Here is a 15,426-nt window from a genome sequence, read left to right on the forward strand (position 1 = left end):
TCTGATCGAATCCGTCTGGATCAACGAACGTACACGGACGGCACGCGGTAAGGGAGTTGTGTCACGTTCCGGCGCGCGACCCGGCCAGATCCGGTGGTACGGCGGCCCGAAGTGCCGCGCCGAAGGCCGCCACGGCCGGGTGCGCGCCGGCTCCGCCGCGGAAGGCGAGGTTGGTACGGCGCTCCATGAGCAGTCGGGTGAGGCGTACGGCCGGATCGGCCGGTCCCGTGACCCCGAGCTGCGGTACGACGGCCACCCCCTGGCCCGCCGCGACGAGGGCGAGCACGGTGGCGAACTCGTCGACCTGGTGGCGGACCCGCGGGGTGAAACCGGCTGCCTGGCAGGCCCGGACGGTCATGGCATGGCAGAGGGTGCCGGGGGTGGCGGTGATCCAGGGCGCCCGGGCGTGCGTCCGCAGGACCGCGCCCTGGTCGGGTTCGCCGGACGGGGCGGATTCACGGCAGGGGGCGGGGCCTCCGGGTGGGGCGGGGGCCCCGGCGGCGGGCGCGGCCAGATACATCGCCTCGCCGTAGAGCGGTTCGGTGGCCAGTCCCGGCTCGGGCTCGGCGGGTACGAAGTCGTACTCGTGCACCAGGGCCACGTCCAGGTCCCCGGCCCGCAGGGCGTGTGCCACCGCGGCCGGGTCCGTCTCCGAGACCATCGGCTCCAGCCCCGGGTGGCGCCGGGCGAGGGCGATCAGCGCGGCCGGGACGATGGCCCGGGTGGCGGTGGGGAAGGCGCCGATCCGCAGGGCTCCGGCGAGGCCCCCGCGCGCTTCGGCGAGGTCGGCGTCGGCCTGTTCCAGCCGTTCGAGGACCGCCTCGGCGTGTCCGACCAGGTTCTGGCCGGCCGGGGTGAGCCGGACCCCGCGGCCGGTGCGCTCCAGCAGGGGCAGGCCGGCCTCCCGTTCGAGGACGCTCAGCTGCTGGGAGACCGCCGAAGGGCTGAAGCTGAGCGCCTCGGCGACGGCGGCGATGGTGCCGCGGCGGGCGAGTTCGCGCAGCAGGCGCAGGCGTCGTACATCGAGCATCGGCTCAGCTTACGGGTCGGGTAAGGAACGCGAACTGGATTTGATCCTTTGGACGGGCAAGGCTCTTGGGCATGGCACAGGACATCGCAGAGAACCTCCCGCTGCACGGGATCCACGTACCGCTCGTCACTCCCTTCACCCGCACCGGGGAGGTCGCCGCCGAGGCACTGGAGGCACTCGCCCACGAGGTGCTGGACGCCGGCGCCGCCGGCATCGTCGCGCTCGGCACCACCGCGGAGGCGGCCGGTCTCGACGAGGCGGAGCGCGACCTCGTCACCGGGGTGTGCGCCCGGGTCTGCGGGGAGCGGGGCGCGCCGCTGGCCGTCGGTGCGGGGGCCGGCGGCACCCGGGCCGCCGAGGCCTCGCTGGCCCGGCTGACCCGGTGGCCCGAGGTGCGGGCGGCGCTGGTGACCGTGCCGCCGTTCGTCCGGCCCTCGGCGGCCGGGGTGCTGGCGCACTTCGCGCGGCTGGCCGAGGTGAGCCCGGTCCCGCTGATCGTCTATCACATCCCGTACCGGACCGGGCAGCCCCTGGACGCGGCCGCGCTGCGGGCGCTCGGGGCGCTGCCGGGGGTCGCCGGCATGAAGTTCGCGGGCGGCGGCATCGGCGAGGACGCGATCGCGCTGCTCGGTGACCTGCCGGCCGGGTTCGAGGTGCTGGCCGGTGACGACGCGTACCTTTCCCCGCTGCTGGCGCTGGGTGCGGTGGGCGGGATCCTGGCCTTGGCACATCTGGCGACGGACCGCTTCGCGGAGCTCGCCGCGGCCTGGCGGGCGGGCGACGTGGCCCGGGCGCGGCCCCTGGGGCACGCGCTGGCCCGGATGTCGGCGGCGGCCTTCGCCGAGCCCAATCCGGCGGTGCTCAAGGGCGTCCTGCACGCCCAGGGGCGGATCCCGACCCCGGACGTCCGGCTGCCGCTGCTGCCGTCCTCGCAGAGGGCGGTGACGGCCGTGACGGCCGCCCTGGAGCGGCTGGAGTGACCCTGGGGGCGCACCGGCCGGCAATCCGCCGGAAAGAGTCCTGAATGGGCGATTCGCCGCCTACAGGCAAGTCGCCCTGATGAGGCACCCGGAGGGCGGACTTGCCCGTATTGGCCATCGGGTCGGCGACCCGTGATGTGAGCCACACCGGACACCTCAACATCATTTCCGCACAACAGCCGATTCCCTTTTCCCGGAAAGGGAATCGGCTATTGCACGGATACCCCTTCAAGGTCATTTACCCGACCGATAGCGAGATGTCGATCTATCGGTGGAATTCGGGTCTTGTTCCCGCGTGGCGGGCTCGCCTACGGTCACCTCGTTCCTGGTGGTCAGCTGCCGAATCCGGCCCCCGCCCGGGATCTCCCGTCCCCCCACGTGAGGAATTCCGCCATGCCTGGAAAAGGTAAGCACCGTCGGCCGAAGCACCACCGGATCACCCGCAAGCTCGCTCTCGCCGGCACCGGTGGCGCGGCCCTCACTCTGCCGCTGATCAGCGCGACCACCGCCGGGGCGGCGGAGACGGCCGCCGCCCCCACGACGTATTCCGTGGTCGCGGGCGACACCCTTTCGGAGATCGCGGCGGATCATTCCGTGAGCGGCGGCTGGCAGCAGCTCTACGCGGCGAACCGGAGCGTCATCGGCGACAACCCGTCGATCATCCGGCCCGGCATCAAACTGAAGCTCGGCACCCAGGCGGAGACCGAACGTGCGAGCAGGTCCGCCGCCCGGACCGCCCTCAAGCCCGCCGCCCAGCCCGCCGCCCAGCCCGCTGCCAAGCCCGCCGCGAAGCCCGCCACCGCCTACCCGAACAATCTCGACGGGTGGATCCGCGAGTCCCTCGCCGTCATGGCCAAGCACGGTATTCCCGGCTCCTACAACGGAATTCACCGCAATGTGATCCGGGAGTCCTCGGGCAATCCGCTGGCGATCAACAACTGGGACATCAACGCCCGGAACGGGATCCCGTCCAAGGGGCTGCTCCAGGTCATCGATCCGACCTTCCGCGCCTACCACGTGCCCGGCACCTCGCAGAACTCCTACGACCCGGTCGCCAACATCACCGCCGCCTGCAACTACGCGGCCGCGCGCTACGGCTCGATCGACAACGTCAACGGGGCCTACTAGAAACCGGGAAACTCCCCGCGCCGGTTCACACCGGGCGACGCCGGGCGGCGCGGACGAGGATCCGCAGGGGCGCCGCCGGACCGTAGCCGATGTCCCGGCGCAGGGCGGTGACCCCCGCCCGCTCCACGGCGGTCAGCTGGTGCGCCATCAGCTCCGTCATGGTCGCGACGACGGGACGCAGACCGGGTTCGGCGAGACCGGGGATCCCGTGGGCGGCGTCCAGGGCCGTACGGGCACGCCGGCACTCGGCGGCCAGCAGAGCGCGCACAGCCGGGGTGTCGCGGGCCTGTTCCAGGTCGGCGCGGGTCACCGAATGCTCGTCGAGCCGGGCGCGCGGGATGCAGAGCCGGCCGTCCGCGAGGTCCTCGCGGAGATCGGCGAGGAAGTCCACGCGCTGGGCGGCGTCGACGAACCGCCGCCAGCCCGCGGCCTGTTCGGGGTCGGGGCCGCCCTGGTACTGCAGTCCGGTGAAGACCAGCACCCCGGGCCACGCGTAGGCGTCGAGGTAGGCCTGGAAGTCCTCCTCCGCGGCGAAGCCGTCGAAGCCCGCCTCGGCGGTGGCGGCGCCCTCCAGGAAGCGGAAGACCCAGTGCGGGGGCAGGCCCCGGGAGTCCACCGCGTGCGCGTAGGCCCGCAGGAGGGGGTCGGGGCTGTCCCCGGACTTCAGGGCCGCCGCCACCCGCTCGGACAACGCGGCGAGACCGGCGGCCCGTTGCTGCGGGGTCCCGGTCTCGGCGACGTCGTCGACCAGGTTCATGAAGGCGAGACCCGCGGCGAGGGCGGGCACCAGCGGCGGCGCGGCGAGGAGCCGCAGCGCCAGGTACGGGGCGGGCTCGCGGCGGAGCACCCGGCGCGCGGCGTGGGTGTAGTCGTCGCGCAGCCGGGGGCCGGATATGCCGGCCGCAGTGAGAGTGGTGCGCCAGCTGGGCATCGTGGTCGTACTCCTGAACGCGTCGGTCCGCACGTGCGTACGTACGCACGCACGGGTAGACGATGTCAGAACTTGGTGACCTTCTTGACCTTGCCGTCGACACCGGCGAGCGCATAGCCGCCGCGTCCGTACTCGTCGATGAGGTAGGGCCGCATGCAGGGGACCTGGTCCATCATCCAGGGCTCGACGATCACATAGGTCGAGGTCGGCTTCTCGATGCCCACCTCCTTCTTGGTCTGCTCCAACAGGCCGGGCAGCGCGTCCCAGTTGACGGCGGCCATGTCGATGAGCGGCTTGCCCTCCTCGACCGTGCCGTCCGGGCCCGTGCGCTTGGCGGCGCCGTCGCGGTACTGCCAGGCGTCGACGGTATCGGCGCCGGGAGCGGTGGGGATCTTGGCGAGGACGTAGCCCTCGTAGACCTTGAGGTCCACGAAGGTGGTGGTGCCGGTCTTCTCCTTGAGCGCGTCCAGGGCGATCCGGATGTTCTCCGGGGTGAGCATGCTGCCGCGGGCCGTGGCGGCCTTGGAGGTACTCGCCTTCGCGCCGGGGGTGGAGACCGGGGTACCGCCCGGGGTGGCGACGGCGGGCCGGGTGGCGCGGGAGTCGGCCGCGTCGTCGTCCCCGGAGTTCCCGTCGGGCATCAACTGGACGATGCCGACCACCGCGGCCGCCAGCACCACGGTCAGCGCAGCGCCGATCAGGGCCGGGCGCCTGCGCGGTGCGGGCGTCAGCGCGACGGGCGTGGTGGGGGCCGCGTAGGGGGAGGCTCCCTGGCCGAACGGCGGCGGGGTCGGCGAGCCGTACGGGCCGCCGTACGGGCCGTACTGACCCGGGACGGCAGGTGCGGCCGGCGCGGAGACGGCCGGCGCGGCGGCGACCGGACCGGCGCCCGCCCCGTGGCCGGATCCGAGAGCCGCGCTCGCGTCCCGGAGCAGTTGTTCCAGCTGCGCCCCGTCGGGCCGCGCGGCCGGGTCCCGTACGAGCAGCCGTTCCAGTACCGGCGCCAGCGGGCCGGAGCGCACGGGCGCCGGGATCGGCTCGTCGAGCACCGCGACGACCGTGGCCAGGCTGGTGGCCCGGCGCAGCGGATGGACCCCCTCCGCGGCCACGTAGAGCAGCATGCCCAGCGACCACAGGTCGGAGGCGGCCAGCCCCTCCTCCCCGCGGACGCGTTCGGGCGCGATGTACTCGGGCGAGCCGATCAGCACCCCGGTCGAGGTGAGCGCGGTCGATCCGTGCAGGGCCGCGATGCCGAAGTCGGTGAGCACGGCGGACCCGCTGGGGCGCAGCAGCACGTTGGCCGGCTTCACGTCGCGGTGGAGCACCCCCTCGGCGTGTGCGGCGCGCAGCGCGGAGAGCACGTCGAGGCCGAGCCGCAGCACGTCGGCGGTCGGCATCGGCCCGGACGCCAGCCGGTCGTACAGGGAGCCGCCCTGGACCAGCTCCATGACGATCCACGGGTGTCCGTCCGCGCCCTCGGGCGGCTCGACGATGTGGTGGATCGTCACCACGTGGGGGTGGGCGAGGCGGGCGAGGGCGCGGGCCTCGCGGATGGCCCGTTGGCGCAGCTGGTCGGCGAGGTCGGGTTGGGCCGCGGCGGTCGCCGGGTCCGGCGGGCGCACCTCCTTGAGCGCGACCTCGCGGTGCAGGGCGATGTCGCGGGCGCGCCACACCGTACCCATGCCCCCGCTGCCTAGCGGTGCGACCAGCTCGAAACGGCCGTCGATCAGCTGTCTGCCGGCCTCACTCGTATCCATGGGCGCTCATCGTAGGGGGCGTCCGGCTCAGCAGTGTCGGCGGTCCACCGTGAGCGTGCCCTGGACGGTGGCGACCGTCCGGTCGTAACAGCCGCCGGGCGCTGCGGTCCCGTACAACCGGTAGCGGGCGGTCGTGGTGGCGACCGCGTGACGCTGGTCGCGCGGGACGTTCGCGGTGTAGGTGGCGTCGCCCATGTACCGGTCGTCGAGCCGGGAGCTGTCGACGGCTTTGCCGCCGCGCAGGGTGACGGTGTCGGCGCGGTCGCCGAGCGAGAGGACGGTACGCAGCCGGTCGCCGTCGCCGAGGGTGGTCTCGCCGTCCATCGTGTAGGTGCGGTCGGTCCGGGTGGTGGCCGGCCCGCGCGTCACGCTCTCCTCGTCGGTCCAGGTGGCGGTGAGCGCGTCCTGGTTCTCGCCGTCGGTCCAGCGGTGCACGGAGGTGCCCCGCACGGCGCGGGTGACGGTGGTGGCCACGCGGCCGTGGGAGGTGTTCAGGTGCCCGGCGACGGTCAGCCGGTGTCCGTCCTCGGTGTCCAGGCGGTGCTGTCCACCGGGGGACGCGGGCGTCCAGCGGGAGTGGCCGGCCGGATCGCTCCGCTCGTACCGGGTCAGGGCGCCGGTGACGACCTCCCGGGCCCCGTCCTGCCAGAGCAGCAGGTTGGTGGGGGTGCTCCAGCCGGTCTGCCCGGCGGGAACCCCGGCGACGGAGACCTCGATCCGGTGCGGACGGCCGTCGTTGAGGAGGGCGGCGTAGGGGGTGAGGTCGTAGCGGATCGGCTGGACGTCGAAGGCGCGCGGGCCGGGGGTGACGTACCAGAGGAAGGGGTTGGACCAGCCGCCGGTCCAGACGGTGGGGAAGGGCGCGGCGATGCCGGCGAGCTGTCCGTCGACCGAGACCCGGACCTCGCGGTAGGGGCCGTCGGCGGCCTTGCAGGAGTACGGGGCCGCGTCCGGGGTGGTCATGTACCAGTACTCCTCGCAGCCGCCGCCCGAGCCGGTGGCGTACACCTCGGCGAGGAGGCGCTCCGTGTTGCGCGGGGTGGTGACCGAGGGGGAGGTGAGGGGCAGGACGCGGTCGGGGGTGTCCGGGGCCGGGTTGCGGCCGTCGGCGGCGTAGAAGGTCAGGGTCACCTTGACGTCGATGACACCGGTGTAGGTGTCGTCGACGACGTTGCCGATGAGCATCTCGACGGGCTGCGGGCGGGCGAGGGTGTCGCGGTAGCGGGTGACGTCCTTCTCGACGGACCAGGTGATGCCGTCGGGCGAGGGCTGCGGGGTGGAGGTGCGCAGGATTTCGACCCCGCCGAGGGAGAGGTGGCCGAGGCGGTCGTACTGGCGGCCCTTGACCTTGCCGTCGAGGCGCAGGACCACCTTGGCCCAGCTGCCGGTGCCGCAGGCGGCGGGCGGTGTGTAGCTGCCCCGGTAGGGCGTGAAGTCGCGGAACTGTGCCTCCGCGAGGGTCACCTGGCAGGACCGGCTCGTGGGCCGGGCGACGGGCGGGGCCGCGGTGAGCGGGTCGTGCCAGTCGGTGCCGAACTCGGCGGGCGGCGGGTCCGCGGCCGGGGTCCCGGCGGCGTACGCGGGTCCCGCGGCGGCCAGGGTGGCGGCGGTCAGCGCGATCGCGCCGAGCAGGCCGGTGATCCTGTGTCGTCGTCTCATGGGCCCGCAGTGAAACCCGGCCCGCCGGGGCCGGGCCAGGGCCCGTGCTCGGGCCCTGGCCGGTTCTGAACCGCCCCGGTTCCGGTCCCGCCGGCACCGGTCCGGACGTCAGCGGGGCAGGACGACCACGCCGTCGTCGTCCGCGTGGACGGTGTCCCCAGTGCGGAAGGTGACGTCGCCGATGGTGACGGGCTCGTCGACCGCGCCGTCGCCGGTCTTGCCGCTCTTGCGGGGGACCGTGCCGAGCGCCTTGATGCCGAGGTCGAGCCCGCCGAGCGCGACGCTGTCGCGGACCGAGCCGTTGATGATCAGGCCGGCCCAGCCGTTGGCCTCGGCCGCGCCGGCGATGAGGTCGCCGACGAGGGCGGTACGCGGCGAGCCGCCGCCGTCCACGACGAGGACCGCGCCCTCGCCCGGCGTGTGGAGGAGGGTGCGCAGCAGCGCGTTGTCCTCGTGGCAGCGCACGGTGCGTACGGGGCCGGCGAACAGCCGACGGCCGCCGAACTGACGGAACCCGGTTGCACAGATGGCCAGGGACTCGCCGTACTCGTCGTACAGGTCGGCTGTGGGGACGGGGGTGACACTCATCTGGCTACCGGTTTCCTCGCTGCTCGTGCGCGTACGTCGCGGTGGTGCGGCCAGCGTAATCGGCCGGTCGTCCGGCGCGGCCGGGGCCTGCCCTCCAGCGGATGGGCCGGCACAGCCGGTCCTCGCGGCCGAGGAGTTGGGCGGTGGCCCGGGCGAGGTGCTGGTCGCCGGTGGCGATCTGGAAGCCGTCGCCGGACATCGGCTGGAACGTGACGGGAGACGTACGAGCGGCCGGGGCCCGGACCGCGTGGGGCCGGGTCAGTTGCGGGAGTTGCCGAACAGAATGCGGTAGCCGATCAGCAGGACCAGTGAGCCCGCGATGGCGGAGCCCCAGGTGGCGAGGTCGAAGAACTCGGTCTGGATGGGCTTGTCCAGGAGCTTCGCCGACAGCCAGCCGCCGATGAAGGCTCCGGCGACGCCGATGAGGGTGGTCCCGATGAGGCCGCCGGGATCCCGGCCGGGCAGCAGGACCTTGGCGATGCCCCCGGCCAGCAGTCCCAGGATGATCCAGCTGACGATCCCCATGTCCAGTCACTCCGCTTCGGTCGTTCGGTCGTTCGGGCGTTCTGCTGGGAGGACGCGCCCGGGGGCGGATCGGTTCTCCGCCGCTCAGACCGCCACGCGGCCGGCCGGTACGGGGAGCTCGGCACCGGTGACGGGGCCGATGCCCGGGCCCGCGCCGGTGGAGGGCGTCCGGGTGAGCAGGACCACCCCGCGCGCCGCCAGGAAGGCTCCGGCGCCGGCCAGCAGCAGCCCCGGCACTCCGCCCTGCAGCCGTTCGCCGAGCAGGACCATGCCGATGGCGGCCGCGGCCAGTGGGTTGGCGAGGTTCACCACGGCCAGCGGGGCGCCCAGTCCGCCGCGGTAGGCCCGCTGCGACAGCAGCATCCCGCCGACGGCGAACACCATGACGAGCAGGGCCACGGAGACGACCCGGACGCTGAGCAGGGCTCCGCCGCGACCGGCCGCCACGGCGACCGTCTGGGTCAGGGCCGAGGCCGCCGCGGAGGCCAGCCCGGAGGCGGTCGCGTGGCGCAGGCCCGAGCGCGGGTCCTTGTCCGCGGTCAGCATCAGGATGACGGCGATGGTCGCGCCGGAGACGGCCAGCGCCTCGATCAGCGTGAGGGTGTCGTCGGGGGCCGGCCCGGAGGCCGGGAGCAGCAACAGGCCGAGCCCGGTCACGGTGGCCAGGGTGCCCCGCCATTCGGTGGCCGCCACCCGGCGGCCGGACCTGCGCGCCCCCAGCGGGACGGCGGCCACCAGGGTGAGCGCGCCGAGCGGCTGCACCAGGGTGAGGGGGCCGTACCGCAGGGCCGCCGCGTGCAGCAGCGCGGCGGCGGCGTTCAGCCCGGCCGACCACCACCAGGCACCGGAGCCCAGCAGGGCCTTGGCGGTGCGCGCGACGGCGGCCCGGGCGAGCCGTTCCTGGGCGACGGCGGCGGCCGCGTAGGCCACGGCCGAAGCCAGGCAGAGTCCGACGGCGAGGGTGGTGTCGTTCATTGTCCGGCTCCTACGGCCGCGTCCGCGCTCCGCGGGCGTGGCAGGCTTCGTACGGGGATGTCCTGGCCGGGCTCCGAGCCCGTTCCCTGGCCCGCACCCGGGCCCGGGCGTGTGCCCCGGTCCGGATCCGGCTCGCTCGTTCGCGGCTTCGGGATGAGCAGCAGGGCCGCTCCGAGCAGGACGGCGGCCACGGCGGCGTCGAGCCAGTAGTGGTTGGCGGTGCCGACTATCACGAGCAGGGTCAGCAGCGGGTGCAGCAGCCACAGGAAGCGCCACCGCGAGGAGGTGGCGGCGATCATGCCGAGCGCGAGCATCAGCGCCCAGCCGAAGTGCAGTGAGGGCATGGCGGCGAACTGGTTCGCCAGGGTGTCCTCGGCCGGTGCGGCCTTGTAGACGGTGGGTCCGTAGACCTGTGCGGTGTCGATGAGCCGCGTGGCGTCGAGCAGGCGCGGGGGCGCGAGCGGGAAGGCCAGGTGCAGGGCGAGGGCGGCTCCGGTGAGTCCGGCGAGCACGCGGCGCGTCCACAGGTAGTGGGCGGGGCGCCGGATGTAGAGCCAGATCAGGAAGAGTGCGGTCGCGGGGAAGTGGACACCCGCGTAGTAGGTGTTCGCGGTGGTGACGAGGGCGTCCCCGTGCAGCAGCAGCCGCTGTATCGCACCCTCGCCGGGCAGGTGCAGGAAGCGCTCGGCGTCCCATGTGCGCGCCGCGTTGCGGAAGGCCTCGTCGGTGCGGTCGGTCGAGAGCAGCCGGCCCGCCTTGTAGACGGTGAAGAAGCCCGCGACGAGCAGCAGCTCGCGTATGAGGCGGCGGCGCGCGGCTCTCGGTCCGGCTGCCGGCCCGGCAGGTGTGGTGTGGGAGCTCATCCCCCGGTCTCTCTTCCTGTTTACGCGCACAGCGACACGCCAGTGTATCGATACATTGGCGTATCGATACGCTGGTGTACCGATACGGTCGCGTTCCCGTACACTTCCGTAGTGGAACCTGCCGCCGAGGCGCCCCCGAGGAGAGCCGCATCCATGACGTCGACACCGTCCCCCGCGCGCCGCTCCAAGATCACCCCGGAGCGTGAGCAGGAGTTCTACGACGCCGTCCTGGAGCAGCTGCGCGAGTACGGCTACGAGGCCCTGACCATGGAGGGCGTCGCCGCCCGGGCCAGCTGTGGCAAGTCGACGCTCTACCGGCAGTGGAAGACCAAGCCCCGGCTCGTCGCCGCGGCCCTGCGCGCGGGCCGCCGCGGCACCCTCGTCACGGTGGACACCGGGTCACTGGCCGGCGATCTGCGCGAGGCGGCCCGGATCGCGGCCGGGACCTCCGGCAGGGACACCCGGCTGACGCAGGCCCTCGGGCACGCCGTCCTCAGCGACGAGGAACTCCAGGCCGCCCTGCGCGAGGCGCTGGTCGAGCCGGAGCTGGCCGCGTTCGCCGAGATGGTCGGACGGGCCGTGGCGCGCGGCGAGATCGCCGCGGACCATCCGGCCGTGGAGTTCCTGCCCGCCCAGCTGATGGGCGTGCTCCGGATCCGGCCGGTGCTGGAGGGGCGGTACGCGGACGCCGACTACCTGGTCCGGTTCGTCGACGCCGTGATGCTCCCGTCCCTGGGCCTCACGCCTTCCCGCCCCGCCGGACCCCCGGCCGACCAGGCCCCCTGAACCGGCGGGCCGCCGTCCTGATGACCTGACGGCGATCCGCCCGCGCTGCCTCGTGGGGACGGCGGCAGCGCGCCACCCGGACCGGGCGGCGACCACTCACCCCAGGAGTGGCCGCCGCCCGGTCCGCGCGGCTCCGCACCGGCCCGGACAGCCCCGCACGGGCCCGGCCGGCCTCAGCGGAGCCCGCCCATGGTCCGGGCGAACACCTCCGGGTCGGCATCGAAGCCGTGCAGCCGCAGGTCGAAGGACCAGGGGCCGGACGCGTCGCGGGTGAACTCGGCGACGGTGGCCGCGGTGGCGGCGGCCAGGGCCGCGAAGTCCCCCTGGGCGAGGTCGGTGTGCCCCTCGCGGATCCGGAATCCGGCGCCGCCGATGTCGGCGAAGGTCTTCGTACGGCCCGCGCCGCCGGCGTCGGCGTTCTGGATGACCACGCCGACCACCACCCGGCTCGACTCCGGCGCCATCCGGTCCAGCTCGAAGGTCATCACCTCGTCGAAGCCGAAGCCCTGGCCGGTGTGGCTGTCCCGGTTCAAGGTGATGGTCCCGTCGGGCGACCGGCTGCCGAAGTGCACGAGCTGGACGGGCGTCCCGTGGAGGTCCGCGGCGCCGTAGACCGCGGCCACTATGTCGAGGTCGTTCGCGGGCGCGCCCGTCGGGCTGGGGTCCCACCGCAGCGCGAACTCCACCTTGGCCAGCCCCTTGCGTACACCGGTCACCGAACTCCCCCTTCGCTCACGGGCATTGCGCGTCCATGATCCCACGTGCCCCCGGGCCCGGTGCGAACGATCGTGCGTTTCCGGCCATTTCGGCCGGTTCGGCCACCCGGCCCGGTCGCCGCCGTCCGCCGTGTGCGCGCCGCACCGGCATGCGGGCGGTTTCGCGGGACGGACACAACAGATTTGCCCCTGTTCGCCCAAGAGTGATGTATTTCCGTCCCATCACGCCGGACCCCCTCCCGCGCCCGCCCCTATCCCCCACTCCGACCTGCGCCAACCGCATGATCTGCGGCTGACCGGATCGTTATCCTCAAGTTTTGCTCAAATCTAGTGACGGTGAGCCGTTCCGCTTCCTAGCTTCCTCGTACACGCGTCCCGACATCCCCCACATTCGCGCGGTTCCACACGCCCCCGGCGATCCCGGTGACGCGTCCCGCGTTCCCCCAGGAAAGAGTGCAGCATGAAGGTTCCCCAGGCCGGTGCGGTCGCCGCAGTGATCGCGATCGCCCTGACCGCCTCCGGGTGCGTCTTCGACGATGGGGACCAGGGGGACGGGACCCTCGCCATCGGCATCAAGTTCGACCAGCCCGGCATAGGCATGCGGGAGACCGACGGCACCTTCTCCGGATTCGACGTCGATGTCGCCACCTACGTGGCCAAGGAACTCGGCTACAAGTCGGACAAGATCGAATTCAAGCAGGTCTACAGCAACGACCGCGAGCTGCTGCTCCAGTACAACGAGGTCAAGTTCGTCGTCGCGAGCTATTCGATCAACGACAAGCGCAAGGAGAAGGTCGACTTCGCCGGACCGTACTTCGTCGCGCACCAGGACCTGCTGACGCGCGCCGGCGACAGTTCGATCACCAAGGCCGAGGACCTCAATTCGAAGAGCCTGTGCTCGGTCTCCGGCTCCACCTCGGCCGAGAACCTCCGCAAGAACCTCGCCCCCAAGGCGGGCCTGCTGGAGATGGCCGGCTACGCGGACTGCGTCGTCGCGCTCCAGGAGAGCCGGGTCGACGCCATGACCACCGACAACTCCATCCTGGCCGGGTACGCCGCCCGGAAGGGCAACGAGAACAAGTTCAAGCTGCTCGGCCAGAGCCTGAGCAACGAGAACTACGGCATCGGCGTCAAGAAGGGCAACAAGGAGCTCCAGCGCAAGATCAACGACGCGCTGAAGAAGATGGTCGCGGACGGCTCCTGGGAGACGGCCGTCAAGAAGAACTTCGGCGAGAACTACCGGTACGAGCCGGCCCCGGCGATCACGCCCGTGAGCTGACCTCCGGCGCGGCGGTGGCGCCCCGGCCCCCGGGCGGTGGCGCGCCCCCGTCCGGCCCGAAAGCGCCGGCCGCCGACACGACCCGACGGCCGTGACCCCTCGCACGGGGTCACGGCCGCCCGTGTGATCCGTCATGCGCGACGCGTGGTGCGTGATGCGTGATGCCGCTCAGGCCACCGGAGCCTTGCCGCGCAGCACCGTCAGGAACTCCCGCATCCAGCGCGAGTGGTCCGGCCAGGCCCGGGCCGAGACCAGGGTGCCGTCGACCACGGTCTCGGAGTCCTCGAACTCGGCCCCGGCCGCCTTCATGTCCAGCTCCAGCGCCGGGTACGCGGTCACCCGGCGGCCGGCCAGGCCCCCGGCCGCGGCCGTGATGAGCGGGCCGTGGCAGATCTGGGCGATCGGCTTGTCGGATTCCGCGAAGGCGGCCAGGATCCGGCGCACTTCGGGGTCGTTGCGCAGGTATTCCGGCGCCCGGCCGCCCGGGACGACCAGGGCCGCGTAGTCCTCGGTGACGACGTCCGCGAAGGCCAGGTCGGCGGGCCAGGTGTAGCCGGGCTTCTCGGTGTAGGTGTCGAAGCCCTCCTCGAAGTCGTGGACCACGAACCGCAGTTTCTTCACCTGCGGCGCCGCGATGTGGACCTCGTACCCCTCCTCGCGCAGGCGCTGGTACGGATACAGGACCTCCAGCGACTCGGCCGCGTCGCCGGTCACGATGAGGATCTTCACTGCCATGGGCTGCTCCCGATGCGGGCTGGTCATGGTCGCTCCGGCCCCACCGGGGGCCACCGCTACCCTGCCCGCGGCGCGCGGTCGGCACACACGAAGATCCCCCACTCCCGACACGTGGTTTTCACCTGTTCGGCACATGACAATGTGACCCTCGCTCTGCCACTGACACTCCGCCAATTCCCCGGGCGGGGACGGTGCGTATGGAGAGGTACCCCCCACCCGATGAGAATCTCCCGCCTGACCCCCTGGGCGGCCGGCCTCGCCGCCGCCCTGTTCGCCGTACCGGCGGCCGCGGCCGCCGGCCAGCAGCGCCCGACCGCCACGCAGAACCCGACGGCCGCCGCCGCGGACCCGTACGCGGACTACTACGCGAGCGCCCAGGGCAAGACCGGGCCCGCGCTGAAGACCGCCCTGCACGGCATCATCAAGAACCAGTCGAAGGTGACCTACGAGGGTGTGTGGAACGCCCTGAAGGTGACCGACCAGGACCCGGCGAACTCCAACAACGTCATCCTGGTCTACTCCGGCCGCTCGCAGTCCAAGGCAACGAACGGCGGCGGGGTCAACGACTGGAACCGCGAGCACGTCTGGGCCAAGAGCCACGGCGACTTCGGCACCGCCACCGGCCCGGGCACCGACCTGCACCACCTGCGCCCGGAGGACGTCACCGTCAACAGCACCCGCGGCAACAAGGACTTCGACAAGGGCGGCAGCCCGGTGAGCGAGGCACCGGGCAGCCTGACCGACGCCGACTCCTTCGAGCCGCGTGACGCCGTCAAGGGCGACGTGGCGCGGATGCTGCTGTACATGGCCGTCCGCTACGACGGTGGTGACGGCTTCGCGAACCTGGAGCTGAACGACAAGGTCAACAATGGTTCCGCGCCCCTCTTCGGGCGGATCAGCCTGCTGAAGCAGTGGAACCAGATGGACCCGCCGGACGCCTTCGAGCAGCGCCGGAACCAGGTCATATTCGACCAGTTCCAGCACAACCGCAACCCGTTCATCGACCACCCGGAGTGGGTCGACTCCATCTGGTGACCGGGGCCCGCAGTCACGGCGTCCTCCGGGGGTTGGGCCGCGTCAGGCAGGGTATTCCCCGGCCAGAGGCTGCGACCCGCGCCCGACGGCAGCAGCCGGCGGAGGTACGTCGTGATGGACGGAGCCGGACTCTCCGATCGCGAGCAGCGCGCCCTCTCCGCGATCGAGGCCGAACTCAAGGGTGACCGTTCCCTCGACCGGATCCTGCGGTCCACGTCGCACCGGCGTCACCGCACCGTGGCCGCCTGGCTGCTCGGCGTGGTGGCGGCGGTGCTGTTCGTGGCTGCCTCGGTCACCGTCTCGCGGCTTCTGATCTGGGTTTTCGCCGCCGTCTGGACGTCGGCGGTGGTCCTGGCGCTGCCGCTGGTCGGCCAGTGGCTCCAGCGCCGCCGACAGCGCGTCGACCGTACGGCGCGGCCGTAGGCACCGTAGGCAGAAC

The 15,426-nt window shown here is 72.7% G+C and carries 17 protein-coding genes; 6 read left to right on the forward strand and 11 right to left on the reverse strand.

What is annotated here, in order from left to right:
* Nucleotides 1-61: 61 nt before the first annotated feature.
* Nucleotides 62-1,030: a LysR substrate-binding domain-containing protein gene (locus ACFY0D_RS10280; RefSeq protein WP_390797899.1), complete on the reverse strand. Its 969-nt coding sequence runs from the start codon at nucleotides 1,028-1,030 to the stop codon at nucleotides 62-64.
* Nucleotides 1,031-1,101: 71 nt separating this feature from the next.
* Between ACFY0D_RS10280 and ACFY0D_RS10285 the strand changes: the two genes are divergently transcribed.
* Entirely contained in the window at nucleotides 1,102-2,010 is a 909-nt protein-coding gene (locus tag ACFY0D_RS10285; protein ID WP_390797900.1) for a dihydrodipicolinate synthase family protein, read from the forward strand.
* A 393-nt stretch (nucleotides 2,011-2,403) separates the two neighbouring features.
* Nucleotides 2,404-3,138, forward strand: coding sequence for a transglycosylase SLT domain-containing protein (locus ACFY0D_RS10290; protein WP_390797901.1), 735 nt, complete (start codon nucleotides 2,404-2,406; stop codon nucleotides 3,136-3,138).
* Nucleotides 3,139-3,163: 25 nt separating this feature from the next.
* Here the strand turns inward: ACFY0D_RS10290 and ACFY0D_RS10295 are convergent, their stop codons facing one another.
* The 8 genes from ACFY0D_RS10295 to ACFY0D_RS10330 form a co-directional block, all read right to left on the reverse strand.
* Nucleotides 3,164-4,069 (reverse strand): phytoene/squalene synthase family protein, encoded by a 906-nt coding sequence (locus tag ACFY0D_RS10295; protein WP_390797902.1) that lies wholly within the window; start codon nucleotides 4,067-4,069, stop codon nucleotides 3,164-3,166.
* 65 nt (nucleotides 4,070-4,134) lie between these two features.
* Nucleotides 4,135-5,826 (reverse strand): serine/threonine-protein kinase, encoded by a 1,692-nt coding sequence (locus ACFY0D_RS10300; protein WP_390797903.1) that lies wholly within the window; start codon nucleotides 5,824-5,826, stop codon nucleotides 4,135-4,137.
* 27 nt (nucleotides 5,827-5,853) lie between these two features.
* A complete protein-coding gene (locus tag ACFY0D_RS10305) occupies nucleotides 5,854-7,485 on the reverse strand; it encodes a peptide-N4-asparagine amidase (protein ID WP_390797904.1) in 1,632 nt (543 codons plus the stop codon).
* A gap of 108 nt (nucleotides 7,486-7,593) precedes the next feature.
* On the reverse strand, nucleotides 7,594-8,073 hold the full coding sequence (gene rraA / locus ACFY0D_RS10310) for a ribonuclease E activity regulator RraA (protein WP_390797905.1): 480 nt from the start codon (nucleotides 8,071-8,073) through the stop codon (nucleotides 7,594-7,596).
* A 4-nt stretch (nucleotides 8,074-8,077) separates the two neighbouring features.
* A complete protein-coding gene (locus ACFY0D_RS10315) occupies nucleotides 8,078-8,272 on the reverse strand; it encodes a hypothetical protein (RefSeq protein ID WP_390797906.1) in 195 nt (64 codons plus the stop codon).
* A gap of 59 nt (nucleotides 8,273-8,331) precedes the next feature.
* Complete coding sequence (locus ACFY0D_RS10320; RefSeq protein ID WP_376167778.1) at nucleotides 8,332-8,598, reverse strand: GlsB/YeaQ/YmgE family stress response membrane protein; 267 nt, start codon at nucleotides 8,596-8,598, stop codon at nucleotides 8,332-8,334.
* A gap of 84 nt (nucleotides 8,599-8,682) precedes the next feature.
* Complete coding sequence (locus tag ACFY0D_RS10325; protein ID WP_390797907.1) at nucleotides 8,683-9,573, reverse strand: hypothetical protein; 891 nt, start codon at nucleotides 9,571-9,573, stop codon at nucleotides 8,683-8,685.
* Nucleotides 9,570-10,436: a phosphatase PAP2 family protein gene (locus ACFY0D_RS10330; RefSeq protein ID WP_390797908.1), complete on the reverse strand. Its 867-nt coding sequence runs from the start codon at nucleotides 10,434-10,436 to the stop codon at nucleotides 9,570-9,572. Before ACFY0D_RS10330 ends, ACFY0D_RS10325 begins: the two co-directional genes overlap by 4 nt.
* Before the next feature lie 153 nt (nucleotides 10,437-10,589).
* Between ACFY0D_RS10330 and ACFY0D_RS10335 the strand changes: the two genes are divergently transcribed.
* Complete coding sequence (locus ACFY0D_RS10335) at nucleotides 10,590-11,222, forward strand: TetR/AcrR family transcriptional regulator (protein WP_390797909.1); 633 nt, start codon at nucleotides 10,590-10,592, stop codon at nucleotides 11,220-11,222.
* A 173-nt stretch (nucleotides 11,223-11,395) separates the two neighbouring features.
* On the opposite strand, the gene ACFY0D_RS10340 is transcribed toward ACFY0D_RS10335, so the two are convergent.
* Nucleotides 11,396-11,938 (reverse strand): TerD family protein, encoded by a 543-nt coding sequence (locus ACFY0D_RS10340; RefSeq protein ID WP_390797910.1) that lies wholly within the window; start codon nucleotides 11,936-11,938, stop codon nucleotides 11,396-11,398.
* A gap of 460 nt (nucleotides 11,939-12,398) precedes the next feature.
* Between ACFY0D_RS10340 and ACFY0D_RS10345 the strand changes: the two genes are divergently transcribed.
* Nucleotides 12,399-13,217, forward strand: a complete 819-nt coding sequence (locus tag ACFY0D_RS10345; protein WP_390797911.1) for a glutamate ABC transporter substrate-binding protein — start codon at nucleotides 12,399-12,401, stop codon at nucleotides 13,215-13,217.
* Between the two features lie 168 nt (nucleotides 13,218-13,385).
* On the opposite strand, the gene ACFY0D_RS10350 is transcribed toward ACFY0D_RS10345, so the two are convergent.
* Nucleotides 13,386-13,952 carry a DJ-1/PfpI family protein gene (locus tag ACFY0D_RS10350; RefSeq protein ID WP_202197863.1) on the reverse strand — a complete coding sequence of 189 codons (567 nt, stop codon included), beginning with the start codon at nucleotides 13,950-13,952 and terminating at the stop codon, nucleotides 13,386-13,388.
* A gap of 219 nt (nucleotides 13,953-14,171) precedes the next feature.
* Between ACFY0D_RS10350 and ACFY0D_RS10355 the strand changes: the two genes are divergently transcribed.
* Nucleotides 14,172-14,987 carry an endonuclease I family protein gene (locus tag ACFY0D_RS10355; protein ID WP_390797912.1) on the forward strand — a complete coding sequence of 272 codons (816 nt, stop codon included), beginning with the start codon at nucleotides 14,172-14,174 and terminating at the stop codon, nucleotides 14,985-14,987.
* A 114-nt stretch (nucleotides 14,988-15,101) separates the two neighbouring features.
* On the forward strand, nucleotides 15,102-15,410 hold the full coding sequence (locus tag ACFY0D_RS10360; protein WP_390797913.1) for a DUF3040 domain-containing protein: 309 nt from the start codon (nucleotides 15,102-15,104) through the stop codon (nucleotides 15,408-15,410).
* Nucleotides 15,411-15,426 lie beyond the last annotated feature (16 nt).

Source organism: Streptomyces sp. NPDC001502, from assembly GCF_042894785.1.
Classification (GTDB): Bacteria; Actinomycetota; Actinomycetes; order Streptomycetales; family Streptomycetaceae; genus Streptomyces; species Streptomyces kutzneri.